Source organism: Pseudomonas sp. S2_A10 (assembly GCF_054668465.1).
In genome coordinates, this window is the sequence record NZ_CP162773.1 from 284,365 (window position 1) to 297,213 (window position 12,849).

Sequence of the window (12,849 nt, forward strand, 5' to 3'; positions counted from 1 at the left end):
GTGATTACTCGTCAGCGCCCTTGTCGATCACTTTACGGCCACGGTAAACGCCTTCTGGCGATACGTGGTGACGCAGGTGAACTTCACCAGTGGTTTTTTCTACAGACAGGGTGCTAGCCTCGAGAGCGTCGTGCGAACGGCGCATGTCACGGGCAGAGCGGGATTTTTTGTTCTGCTGAACAGCCATAATTGATTAACTCCTAAACGTTTGGGTCACGCTTTAACTGCGCCAATACACTGAACGGGTTGGACCGCGTTACCTCGTCCTCGCTCGGTTCGGGCTCATCTGCTCCCGCCGGCTGCTGGCATTCTTCCGGATGATGAGCAGGCACAATGGGCAAGGCGAGCAGAAGCTCCTCCTCGATCAGTGACTGCAGATCCAATGGATCTTCGCCCAGTTCCAGCACGTCATAACCTTTCGGCAACGACTGGGTATTCGCACCCTCCTTCACCACCGCGTAACTGCATTCGCTGTGGATCGGCAGGGTGACCAGCTCAAGACAACGCTGGCAAACCATTTTGACTTCGGTGTCGATAAAGCTGTGGATGACCACAGACTTACGTTCATCTCGTTCAAAAACGAATTTGGCCTGCACCGTACCGACATCGTCGGAAAGCGGGTCGCAGAGTCTCTTCAAATCGGCCAGCAGCAGCTCACCTTGAAGGGTGGTGCCACGGTCAGCCAATTTGCGCGGGTCAACGTGAGGTGGAATCGGGTCATTCAACATAGGCGCAGCATTATAGGGATGCACCCACCCATGTCAAAGGAAATTGTGCCCTGTCCGTCACTTGCGCGCCTCCGCTAGAATCCGCACCTGCCTCAGGAGACGTCCATGCTGCCTTTATTACTCGCTTCAAGCTCGACTTATCGCCGCGAATTGCTCGCCCGCCTGCACCTGCCGTTCGTCTGCAGCTCGCCGGACATCGACGAAAGCCACCGCCCGGGCGAGTCCGCAATCGATCTGGTCAAACGTCTCGCCGAAGAAAAGGCCCGGGCCTTGGCGGACAGCCACCCTGCTCATCTGATCATTGGCTCGGATCAGGTTGCCGTCCTCGGCGAACAGATCATCGGCAAGCCGCACACCTTCGAGAAGGCTCGCGAGCAATTGATGGCGGCGAGCGGCGCGAGCGTGACCTTCCTGACCGGCCTGGCGCTGCTCAACAGCCAGACCGGGCAATGCCAGGTCGACTGCGTGCCGTTTACCGTGCACATGCGCCAGCTGGATCAGGCACGCATCGAGCGCTATCTGCGCATCGAGCAGCCGTACGACTGCGCCGGCAGCTTCAAGGCCGAGGGACTCGGCGTAAGCCTGTTTCAATCGACCGAAGGCCCGGATGCCACCAGCCTGATCGGCCTGCCGCTGATTCGCCTGATCGATATGTTGTTGGTCGAGGGTGTGCAAATCCCTTAAAGGCAAAAGATCGCAGCCTTCGGCAGCTCCTACACCGATTGTGCAAGAGCTGCCGTTGACCTGCGATCTTCTGACCTTGAAACGATTTACCGCAACGAAGGCCCGTGAAAACCCATCCACATCGCCAACTGCTCGGCCACGCTGGCGCCGAGCTTTTTCGAGAAGCGATCGAACGGCGATTCCTGCACGGTGAAGTCCACCAGCTCCTTCTCGCCAATCACATCACGCGCCACCGAACTGGCATTGCCCAAGCCATCGATCAGGCCTAGCGGCAGCGCCTGCTCACCCGACCAGACCAGCCCGGAAAACAGCTCCGGATGCTCTTTGTCCTTCAGACGATCGCCACGGCCCTGCTTGACGCTGTTGATGAACTGCTTGTGCGTGGTGTCCAGCACGCTTTGCCAGAATGCGGTTTCTTCAGGCTTTTGCGGCTGGAACGGATCCAGGAATGCCTTGTGCTCGCCCGAAGTATAGGTGCGGCGCTCAACCCCGAGTTTTTCCATGGTGCCGACGAAACCGTAACCCGCCGCCGTCACACCGATCGAGCCGACCAGACTGGCCTTGTCGGCATAGATCTGATCCGCCGCGCTGGCGATGTAATAGGCGCCCGAAGCACCAAGATCGGAAATCACTGCGTAGAGCTTGATCTCCGGATGCAACCCACGCAGACGCTTGATCTCGTCATAGACATAGCCAGACTGCACCGGACTGCCACCCGGGCTATTGATGCGCAGGACCACGCCCTTGACCTTCTTGTCTTCGAACGCCGCACGCAGGCTGCCAACGATATTGTCGGCGCTGGCCGGCTCCTTGTCGGCGATTACGCCGTCGATCTCGATCAACGCCGTATAGTTCGGGCCGCGGGTGGCGGTTTTTTCCATGTCCATCAGCGGCGTGAACAGCAGCAGCGCAACAAACAGATAAACAAACGTCAGCAGCTTGAAGAAAATCCCCCAGCGCCGCGAACGGCGTTGTTCCTGCACGCCGGCCAGCAAAGTCTTTTCCAACAGCTTCCAGCTTTTCGCGTCACCGTCGTCGGCACTTGCCTTGGCCGGTGCTTTCCATTCGTCGGTCATGCCATCTACCCCAGCAAAAACGTATTAAGCCTGCTGACCCAGCCAGGCGTGCAATTCAGAAAAACGGTCGATCGACAGGCGCGGCTCGAACTGTTGCAGGGACTCGATCGATTGCGCGCCATAACTGACCGCCACCGAATCCATCCCCGCGTTGCGTGCCATCAGCAGATCGAACGACGAATCACCGACCATCAACGCCTGCTCCGGACGTACGCCGCAGTGGCTGACAATCTGCTCAAGCATCAGAGGGTGCGGCTTGCTGGCAGTTTCATCGGCGGCGCGGGTGATATCGAAATAATCTTCCCAGCCATTGGCCTTGAGCACCCGATCCAGTCCGCGACGGTTCTTGCCCGTCGCTACCGCCAGGTGATAACCCTGCTCGCGAAACGATGCCATCGACTCGACCACGCCCTCGAACAGCGGCGACGGCACGGCTTCGGCAGCGATGTAGTGATCGGCGTAATACTCACGAAACGCGAGCATTTCTGCGTCGCTGATTTCGGGGTACAGCGTGCGAATCGCCTCCGGCAAGCCGAGACCGATGATGCCTTTGACAGCGAAGTCATCGCGCAGCTCGAAACCGGAACGCCCGGACGCCGAGTGCATGGCCTCGACGATCCGATGGATGGAATCGGCGAGGGTGCCGTCCCAGTCGAAAATCAGCAGCTTGTAATCAGATGGGCGCACTCAATCGCTCCACGGTCTTGGCCCACATTTCATCGACGGGCGCTTGCAGATTCAGCTTGCCGCCGTCGGGCAGCGGCACCGTCAGCATGTAAGCGTGCAGGAACAGACGCTTACCGCCCAGATCGCGGATTTCCTTGGTGAAATCCTCGTCGCCATACTTACTGTCACCGGCAATGCAATGGCCAGCATGCAAGGTGTGCACGCGAATCTGGTGGGTACGACCGGTAACCGGTTTAGCTTCGACCATGGTGGCAAAATCACCGAAGCGGCGCAGCACCTTGAACAGCGTCAGGGCTTCTTTGCCCTCGTCATTGACTTCGACCATGCGCTCGCCGGAACGCAGATTGCTCTTGAGCAGCGGAGCGCGAACCTGCTTGATCGAGGTTGCCCAGTTGCCACGGACCAGCGCCATGTAGCGCTTGTCGACGCCATCGCCGCGCAACTGCTCGTGCAGGTGGCGCAACATGCTGCGCTTCTTGGCGATCATCAGCAGGCCGGAGGTGTCACGGTCAAGACGGTGAACCAGCTCCAGTTCCTTGGCGTCGGGACGCAACTGACGAAAGGCTTCGATCACGCCGAAATTCAGCCCGCTGCCGCCATGCACCGCAATGCCGGCGGGCTTGTTGATCACGATCAGGGCCTTGTCTTCGAAGACAATCGAGGCTTCCAGGCGCTGCAACAGCCCCTGGGCCAGCGGCACCGGTTCGTCGCGCTCAGGCACGCGAACCGGCGGCACGCGCACGATGTCGCCGGCCTGGAGCTTGTATTCGGGCTTGATCCGACCTTTGTTCACGCGCACTTCGCCTTTGCGCAAAATGCGGTAAATCAAGGTCTTGGGCACGCCCTTGAGCCGGGCGAGGAGAAAGTTGTCGATTCGTTGGCCGGCATACTCCGGCGAGACTTCAAGCAGTTGAACGCCTGGAGTCGAAGGGGCAGTAGTTGTCATGCCGCGGATGATAACAATTTTTATGGAATTGAAGCACTTAATCATTGCTGCTATAGTCGCGAACGCCGCCAAAAGCGGCCTGGACAGCGGAACCACGGTCAAAGACCGGCCCTGACCAACGCAATTCACCAGGGCGCGAGGCCGTCCTACGGGGCTTTCGCTACGTAACGGTGGAGTTTGCGGTTGTAACGAGCGCAGGTGACATGAGGCCTGAATTACACCGCCGGGCAGAGTTCTGACTCGCCAGGCAGGCGACATTCGAGGCCAGTTCACAAAGTGCAGTCGACTGCGAATGACCCCGAGCGATTGCTTCGGAAACATCGCCTGAATTAGCCATGATGCGTGACCTCCCCTTTCGGAGCTCACGGTAAATGCCAACCCGCTGCGGATTCTGCGCGCGGCAGCACCCGAATTATCAGGGATACGTGTAGGGTGGAGATGCACAACCGCCGGACTGTGTAGCAACAAGCTTTGATCAAGACGCTTCATCTCGTCCACAGCCGCTGGTTGATTCCTCCTCCTGACTGAGTGCTTAAGTAGCCACAGCAAGCAGGACGCGTACGTCGCGGTATCGGCCCAATTGGCCGCACATCGCTGGACACGGGAATGGCCAACCACTCCCGACGCACCTGACACCGACCGTGAGAAGTCGTGTGTGCCGAACGCCGTTTCCGGCAGCCCGGAAACCGACGGTACTACATGAAAAGAATGCTGATTAACGCAACTCAACCCGAAGAGTTGCGTGTTGCACTGGTAGATGGCCAACGCCTCTACGACCTGGACATCGAATCCGGTGCACGCGAGCAGAAAAAGGCCAACATCTATAAAGGCCGTATCACTCGCATCGAACCAAGCCTTGAGGCTGCCTTTGTCGATTTCGGCTCCGAGCGCCACGGCTTCCTGCCCCTCAAAGAAATCTCCCGCGAATACTTCAAGAAAGCCCCAGAAGGCCGCGTCAACATCAAGGACGTCCTGAGCGAAGGCCAGGAAGTCATCGTTCAGGTCGAGAAAGAAGAACGTGGGAACAAGGGCGCCGCCCTGACCACCTTCATCAGCCTGGCCGGTCGTTACCTCGTACTGATGCCGAACAACCCGCGTGCCGGCGGCATCTCCCGTCGCATCGAAGGCGAAGAACGCAACGAACTGCGTGAAGCGCTGAACGGTCTGGTTGCTCCGGCCGACATGGGTCTGATCGTGCGCACTGCCGGCCTGGGCCGCAGCAGCGAAGAAATGCAGTGGGACCTCGACTACCTGCTGCAACTGTGGACCGCCATCAAAGAAGCCTCGCTGGATCGCTCCGCGCCATTCCTGATTTACCAGGAAAGCAACGTGATCATCCGCGCCATCCGCGATTACCTGCGCCAGGACATCGGCGAAGTGCTGATCGACAGCGTTGAAGCCCAGGACGAAGCCCTGACCTTCATCCGCCAGGTGATGCCGCAGTACGCCAGCAAGATCAAGCTGTACGAAGACAGCGTGCCACTGTTCAACCGTTTCCAGATCGAAAGCCAGATCGAGACCGCGTTCCAGCGCGTCGTCGAACTGCCTTCCGGCGGCTCCATCGTCATCGATCCGACCGAAGCCCTGGTGTCCATCGACATCAACTCGGCGCGCGCCACCAAAGGCAGCGATATCGAAGAAACCGCGCTGCAGACCAACCTTGAAGCCGCCGAAGAAATCGCCCGTCAGTTGCGCCTGCGCGACATCGGCGGCCTGATCGTCATCGACTTCATCGACATGACCCCGGCCAAGAACCAGCGCGCCGTGGAAGAGAAAGTCCGCGAATGCCTGGAAGCTGACCGCGCCCGTGTGCAGATCGGCCGCATCTCGCGTTTCGGTCTGCTGGAAATGTCCCGTCAGCGCCTGCGTCCATCGCTGGGCGAAAGCAGCGGCATCGTCTGCCCGCGTTGCAACGGCACCGGCATCATCCGTGACGTTGAATCGCTGTCGCTGGCCATCCTGCGCCTGATCGAAGAAGAAGCCCTGAAAGACCGCACCGCCGAAGTTCGCGCGCAAGTGCCGATCCCGGTCGCCGCGTTCCTGCTCAACGAAAAACGCAACTCGATCACCAAGATCGAACTGCGCACCCGTGCCCGCATCGTCATTCTGCCGAACGATCACCTCGAGACGCCGCACTTCGAAGTTCAGCGCCTGCGTGACGACAGCCCGGAAGCCGCGACCAACCAGTCCAGCTACGAAATCGCTGCCGCCGCTGCCGAAGTCGAAGAAGTCCAGCCAGCCGCTGCGACCCGCACTCTGGTTCGCCAGGAAGCTGCGGTGAAAACTGCGCCGGCCCGTGCCAACGCACCGGTGCCGACTGAAGTTGCACCTGCCGCACCAGCTCCAGCACCAGTTGCCGCGCCTGAGCCAAGCCTGTTCAAGGGTCTGGTGAAGTCGCTGGTCAGCCTGTTCGCCACCAAGGAAGAGCCAGCCGCACCGGTCGCTGTCGCGAAACCGGCTGCCACCGAGCGTCCTGCCCGCAACGAAGAGCGTCGCAACGGTCGTCAGCAGAGCCGCAACCGCAACGGTCGCCGCGATGAAGAACGCAAGCCGCGCGAAGAACGTGCTCCACGTGAAGAGCGCGCACCACGCGAGCCGCGCGAAGAGCGCCAGCCACGCGAAGCCCGCGAGCCGCGTGAAACCCGCAGCGAAGCGCCGGTAGCCCGCGAAGAGCGCGCACCACGTGCCCCGCGTGAAGAACGTGCACCGCGTGCACCGCGTGAAGATCGCAAGCCGCGTGGCGAGCGTGAAGAACGCGTACGTGAACTGCGCGAGCCACTGGACGCCGTGCCAGCCGCAGCCGCTGCTGTTGCTGCCGTGACCGCTGAAGAGCGTCCGGCCCGTCAGCCACGCGAAGAACGCGCCCCGCGTGCGCCGCGTGAAGAGCGTCAACCGCGTGCCGAGCAGGCCGCTGCTGCCGTTGCTGAAGAAGAAGTGAACAGCAACAACGAAGAGCAACTGCCGGAAGACGGTCAGGACAACGCCGAAGGCGATCGTCCACGTCGTCGCTCCCGTGGTCAGCGCCGTCGCAGCAACCGTCGCGAGCGTCAACGTGATGCCAACGGCAACGTGATCGAAGGTTCGGAAGAATCCGAGTCCGCTGAAAACGCTGGCGAGCCAAGCACTGCCGATCTGGCCGCTGGCCTGGCTGTCACCGCTGCCGTTGCCAGCAGCACCATCAGCGCTCCGGCAGAAGCCGAAGCTCACGAGCAGGCTGAACGCGCCACTGCCGCCACACTGGAAACCGCTCCAGTCGAAGCGCCGGTTGTCGAAGCCAGCACTCCAGTGGAAGTGACTGCTGCACCGGAAATCGAAGTCGCCCCGGTCCGCGAAGCTCAGCCTCAGGTTGAAGCGCCTGCCGAACCGGAAGCTGTCGTTGAAGCGCCAGTTGCTGAATCCGAACCAGCGACCGAAACCGTCAGCGAAAACGTGACCAAAACCGTGCGTGAAGTTCGCGAAGAGCAGACTGCGTTCAACTGGGTTGCCGAGCCAGCCGTCACCGAAGCTCCAGCGCCAGTCGCTGAAGCCGAAGTACCGCAGGCCATGGTTTCCGAACCAGTAGTTGCAGCAGCAGAACCGGCGCCGACACCAGTAGTTGAAGCTCCGGTTGCCGAAGCTCAGGCTGAAGAAGCACCAGCCGCAGTCGAAGCGCCAGCCCCGGTGGTTGAAGCTCCGGCTCCGGTCAGCGCCCTGACGCCAAACGGCCGTGCGCCAAACGACCCGCGTGAAGTGCGTCGTCGCAAGCGTGAAGCCGAGCGCCTGCAGAAGGAAGCCGAACTGGCTGCCGCTGCAGCGCCAGTGGCTGCCGAACCAGCCGCTGCGGCTGAAGTGATCGAGGCAGCCCCTGCCCCGGTCGCGGAAGAAGCATCGGTTGAAGCGGTGATCGCTGAAGCACCACGCTCCGTTCAGGACGCGGTTGAACAGCGCGAAGAAGCCCAGGAAAAAGAGCACGAGCCTAAACCACTCGTGTAATTCCTGAAGCCATTAAAAAGCCCCGCCCGGTGAAAGCCTGGCGGGGCTTTTTATTGCCTGAGATACCAGCATCATCCACAACCTTTGTGGGAGCGAGCCTGCTCGCGAAAGCGCTAGGTCAGACAATATTCATGTAGCTGAACCAGCGCATTCGCGAGCAGGCTCGCTCCCACAAGGAATTTCAACACGGCTCAGGGCCGAGGAAATACCAGAGATTCAGGCATATCGATATCCCACAACACCCCCGGATCTTCCACCGCTACTTCCACCACCCTGCCCTGCGCAAACAACGGCCGTGCGCCACGATCGCCGGTCAGCGCCTGCAACTGCGCGCCAAACGAGCGGCCAAACCCCACCGGATGGCCAAACTCGCCACCCAGCACCGGCACACTTACCGCGTCATCAGCCATCGCCGCGACCACTCTCTCGATACTCGAAGGCAAGATAAACGGCATATCGCCGAGAACAATCAGCCAGCCATTCGCGTCAGGACAAGCAGCAACACCTGCGGCAATGCTGTCGCCCATGCCGGTCGACTCGATTGACACCACGTCGCAGCCATATGCCTGGGCCATGCGCATCGCCTGTGGTCGCGCTTCGGTGGTGACCAGTACGCGCTTGTCGAGACTGGCCGGCAGGTTCACCAGCACCTGCTCGATTACCGAGCGCACCGCGCCGTCACGCCCGGTGCAATCAGCGAGCAATTTGTCTTTGTCGGGACCGGCGATCTGGCGAAAGCGTTTGCCCTCGCCTGCTGCCAGCACGATCACTGCGATGGAATGGCTCATGCACCCTCCAGCGGTTTTTTCTGCTTCAACTCCACACCGTTCTTGATCGCGACAATTTCCGCCAGCAAGGACAAAGCGATCTCTGCCGGCGAATGACTACCGATGTGCAGGCCGATCGGCCCGTGCAAGCGATCAATCGATGCTTGCGACAAGCCTAGCTGAGCCAGATTTTCCCGGCGCTTCTGGCTGTTGACCCGCGAACCGAGCGCGCCGACGTAAAACGCCGGCGAGTCGAGCGCGGTGAGCAAAGCCATGTCATCCAGGCGTGGATCGTGAGTCAAGGCGACAATCGCCGTGCGCTCGTCGGTCTGGATGTTCAGCACAGCTTCATCCGGCATGCCGGGGACGAAACGGCCATGCTGCTCTTCCCAGCCGTAAACGAACTCGGTGCGCGGATCGCAGATCAGCACTTCGAAATCCAGCAGCCGCGCCATGTCGGCGACGTAGCGCGACAACTGCCCGGCACCGATCAGCAACAAGCGCCAGCGCGGACCGTAAATCGCCCGCAGAACCTTGCCGTCGAACACCAGCGAATCGGTTTTACTCGCCGGAGCCAGGCGCACCTCGCCGGTTTCGATGTTGAGTTCACGGGCAACGATTTCATGGTTTTCGCAACGCTGCAGCAGCTCGGCCACCCACGCCGGGTCGCCGACGCGCTCTTCGGTCAGGCGCAGGGTGCCGCCGCAAGGCAGGCCGAAACGCGCGGCCTCTTCGCGGGTCACGCCGTAGGTAATCATCTGCACTGGCGGACCATCGGTGGCAATGCGGCCGTCGTGCAGCCGCGCGATCAGGTCATCTTCGACACAGCCGCCTGACACCGAACCGATCACCACGCCGTCCTCGCGCAAGGCGAGCATGGCGCCGGGCGAGCGCGGCGCGGTGCCCCAGGTCTGCACCACGCTGAACAGCACCACCCGCTGCCCGGCACGGCGCCACTCGAGGACGCTGCGCAGGACGTTGAGATCGACGCTGTCCATTTACGCCTCCGCCTTCTGCCAGCCTTGCAACTGATACCGCACCGGCAGATTGCGGATGCGCTTGCCGGTGGCGGCGAAGATCGCATTGCACAGCGCCGGAGCAATCGGCGGCACGCCCGGTTCACCAACGCCACCCAGCGGCACGTCACCCGGCGGCGTGACCAGATGCACCGCGACTTCCTTGGGCGCCAGCGACATGCGCGCGACCTCGTACATATGGAAGTTGTCCTGCTGGACTTTGCCGTCCTTGAAGCTGATCTCACCGAGCACAGCGTTGCCCAGGCCCATGACGCACGCACCTTCGAACTGCGAACGGATGCGCTCAGGGTTGATCTGCGGCCCGCAGTCCACGGCGATGTCGGCCTTGTGCACGATCAGTGAACCGTCATCCTTGACCTCGACTTCGATCACTGCCGCCACATAGGTTACGAAGCTGTAATGCACCGCCAGACCGAGGCCACGGCCCTTGGGCAGTTTGCGCCCCCAACCGGCGGCCTTGGCGGCAGTTTCCAGCACCGTGCGCATGCGCCCGGTGTCGATCGGATAACGCTCGGGCGATTCGCCGTAGTTCCACTCTTCGCTCAAGGTGCGAGGATCGATCTGCCGGTCCGGGCCGAGCAATTTGATCTGGTACTTGAGCGGATCTTCCCCGGCCTTGTGCGCCAGTTCGTCGACGAAACTCTGAATCGCGAAGCCGTGGGGAATGTTCGACACCGAGCGATACCAGCCAACCCGCGTGTGTACCTTGGCTTCGGGGTTTTCCAGGCGCACGTTAGGAATCGCGTAGGCCATGTTGGTAAAGCCCATGCCCAGCTCGAACGCCGCCTCATGGTTCATGTCCGGCGCAAACAACGCGGTGATGCTCGGCGCCACGGTGCGATGCAGCCAGCCGGACGGCATGCCGTTCTTGTCGATTCCGGCCTTGAGATATTCCGCCGACACGGTGTGGAAATACGAATTGTGGATGTCATCTTCGCGCGTCCACTGCACCCGTACAGCCTTGCCCGGAAATTCCTTGGCGAGAATCGCCGCTTCGACGACGAAGTCCGGTTTCGACTTGCGCCCGAAACCACCGCCCAGCAATGTCACGTTGACGGTGACCTTTTCGAACGGCACGCCCAAGCGCTCGGCGATGCGCTCGCGGGTGACCTGCGGTGCCTGACTCGGCGCCCAGGCTTCGCACACGCCGTCCTTGTAACGGGCAATGGCAACCATCGGTTCCATCGGCGCCTGCGCCAGATGCGGCAGATAGTACGAGGCTTCGAGGGTGCTGGCGGCACCGCTCAAGGCCTTGTCGATGTCACCGGTGTTGCGCACCACTTTGCCGGCCTTCAGCGACGCGGCTTCAAGCTCTTTGCGATAGGCAATCGAGTCATAACTGGCATTCGGGCCGTCATCCCACTCGATCTTCAGCGCCTCGCGGCCCTTGATCGCCGCCCAGGTATTGCTGGCCACAACCGCGACGCCGCCTAGTGGCTGGAACTCCGACGGCAATGGCCGGCCTTCGATCTGCATGACTTTTAGCACGCCAGGGACTTTCAGCGCGGCGCTGTCATCGAGGCTTTTGACCTTGCCTCCATAAACCGCCGGGCGAGCGATGGTGGCGTAGAGCATGCCATCGAAATGCACATCGGCGCCGTACACTGCGCGGCCATTGACGATATCGGCACCGTCGATGGCCTTGGTGCCTTCCTTGCCGATGTAGCGAAATTCCGACGGCTGCTTGAGTCGCAGGCTGTCACGCGCCGGTACTGCCAGCGCACTGGCGGCAGCGGCGAGTTCGCCGTAACCCAGTTCACGGCCGGACGGTTTGTGAATGACTTTGTGCAGTTGCGCATGGCATTCGCCGACCGGTACTTTCCACTGTGCAGCGGCGGCCTGTTCGAGCATGGTTCGCGCGGCGGCGCCGCAACGACGCATCGGCTCGTACCAGTGACGCATGCTGCGCGAACCATCGGTGTCCTGGTTGCCGAAGCGCACTTCGTCACCCGGCGCCTGCTGCACTTTGACCTGCGCCCAATCGGCCTCAAGCTCATCGGCAACCACCATACTCAGGCTGGTGCGCACGCCCTGGCCCATTTCCGAACGGTTGCACACCACGGTGACGCTGCCATCGGCAGCAATGCTCACGTAGACCTTGGGATCGTCGATCCAGCCATTGGGCATGCCATCGGCGCCAAACTTCTTCGCAGCGTCATCGGCTAGCGCATCCTGCCAGCCCCAGCTCGCGGCGAGGACCAGCGCGCTGGTGGCGCCGACGCCTTTGAGAAAGCCACGGCGGCTGAGGTTGCTCAGGGCGAAATCATTCGGGACGCGGCTCATGCCTTCACCTCCTTCAGATGGGTGGAGGCCTGGCGGATCGCGGTTTTGATCCGGTTGTAAGTACCGCAGCGGCAGATGTTGCCGACCATGGCTTCTTCGATCTGCTCGTCGCTCGGGTTCGGATTGGTTTTCAGCAGAGCGGTGGCCGACATGATCTGCCCGCCCTGGCAATAACCACATTGGGCCACGGCACTGTCGAGCCAGGCTTGCTGCACGACCTTGCCTACCGGGTCGGCGTGGACATTATCGATGGTGGTGACGTTCTGGCCGATCACCGAGCCGATCGGCGTGATGCAACTGCGTGCCGGCAAGCCGTCGATATGGATGGTGCAGGCGCCGCACAGGCCCATGCCGCAACCGAATTTGGTGCCGTTGTAACCGGCGACGTCACGAATCGCCCACAACAGCGGCATGTCTTCGGTGACATCGAGGGAGTGGTCTTGACCGTTGAGTTTCAGGGTAATCATGGGCACGCCCGCATATTTTTTAGTGGTTATGGGGTCGAGCAATCTGCCGCCGGAAAATCAGCGGTGGGTTCGCGCAGATCGACTCAGGCTAATCAGGCTCTCTTGCGCCGACGGGAACGTCTGCACCGGGCCTTTGGGTGGAGCAAATGGTAGGTATCGTTAGGTCGCTAAGTTAACCCAGCATTAACAAAAAAGCCCTGCA

At 61.1% G+C, this 12,849-nt stretch carries 11 protein-coding genes; 2 read left to right on the top strand and 9 right to left on the bottom strand.

The features are described from left to right. Positions 1-4: 4 nt before the first annotated feature. A complete protein-coding gene (rpmF, locus tag AB4N41_RS01290; protein ID WP_003179396.1) occupies positions 5-187 on the bottom strand; it encodes a 50S ribosomal protein L32 in 183 nt (60 codons plus the stop codon). Positions 188-200: 13 nt separating this feature from the next. Next, the gene (locus AB4N41_RS01295; RefSeq protein WP_003204262.1) at positions 201-728 is read right to left on the bottom strand and encodes a YceD family protein; all 528 of its coding nucleotides are present in this window, start codon (positions 726-728) and stop codon (positions 201-203) included. A 105-nt stretch (positions 729-833) separates the two neighbouring features. Between AB4N41_RS01295 and AB4N41_RS01300 the strand changes: the two genes are divergently transcribed. Further along, positions 834-1,412: a Maf family protein gene (locus AB4N41_RS01300; protein ID WP_071173215.1), complete on the top strand. Its 579-nt coding sequence runs from the start codon at positions 834-836 to the stop codon at positions 1,410-1,412. A gap of 86 nt (positions 1,413-1,498) precedes the next feature. On the opposite strand, the gene sppA is transcribed toward AB4N41_RS01300, so the two are convergent. The 3 genes from sppA to rluC are packed head-to-tail and all read right to left on the bottom strand — an operon-like array spanning position 1,499 to position 4,121. After that, positions 1,499-2,488 (bottom strand): signal peptide peptidase SppA, encoded by a 990-nt coding sequence (gene sppA / locus AB4N41_RS01305; RefSeq protein WP_056788236.1) that lies wholly within the window; start codon positions 2,486-2,488, stop codon positions 1,499-1,501. Positions 2,489-2,512: 24 nt separating this feature from the next. Then, a complete protein-coding gene (locus AB4N41_RS01310) occupies positions 2,513-3,175 on the bottom strand; it encodes an HAD-IA family hydrolase (RefSeq protein WP_236168399.1) in 663 nt (220 codons plus the stop codon). Continuing rightward, positions 3,162-4,121: a 23S rRNA pseudouridine(955/2504/2580) synthase RluC gene (rluC, locus tag AB4N41_RS01315; protein ID WP_016770994.1), complete on the bottom strand. Its 960-nt coding sequence runs from the start codon at positions 4,119-4,121 to the stop codon at positions 3,162-3,164. Before rluC ends, AB4N41_RS01310 begins: the two co-directional genes overlap by 14 nt. Positions 4,122-4,820: 699 nt before the next feature. Between rluC and rne the strand changes: the two genes are divergently transcribed. Next, positions 4,821-8,093, top strand: a complete 3,273-nt coding sequence (gene rne, locus AB4N41_RS01320; RefSeq protein WP_252876727.1) for a ribonuclease E — start codon at positions 4,821-4,823, stop codon at positions 8,091-8,093. Positions 8,094-8,284: 191 nt separating this feature from the next. On the opposite strand, the gene AB4N41_RS01325 is transcribed toward rne, so the two are convergent. From AB4N41_RS01325 to AB4N41_RS01340, 4 genes are read right to left on the bottom strand one after another with little or no spacing between them, the layout of a single operon-like run. Beyond that, a complete protein-coding gene (locus AB4N41_RS01325; RefSeq protein WP_252876728.1) occupies positions 8,285-8,881 on the bottom strand; it encodes a nucleotidyltransferase family protein in 597 nt (198 codons plus the stop codon). Next, positions 8,878-9,858 (bottom strand): XdhC family protein, encoded by a 981-nt coding sequence (locus AB4N41_RS01330; RefSeq protein ID WP_122507597.1) that lies wholly within the window; start codon positions 9,856-9,858, stop codon positions 8,878-8,880. The genes AB4N41_RS01325 and AB4N41_RS01330 overlap by 4 nt, the downstream gene beginning before the upstream one ends. Then, positions 9,859-12,180 (bottom strand): xanthine dehydrogenase family protein molybdopterin-binding subunit, encoded by a 2,322-nt coding sequence (locus AB4N41_RS01335; protein WP_236168396.1) that lies wholly within the window; start codon positions 12,178-12,180, stop codon positions 9,859-9,861. Continuing rightward, on the bottom strand, positions 12,177-12,647 hold the full coding sequence (locus AB4N41_RS01340; RefSeq protein WP_252876729.1) for a (2Fe-2S)-binding protein: 471 nt from the start codon (positions 12,645-12,647) through the stop codon (positions 12,177-12,179). The genes AB4N41_RS01335 and AB4N41_RS01340 overlap by 4 nt, the downstream gene beginning before the upstream one ends. Positions 12,648-12,849 lie beyond the last annotated feature (202 nt).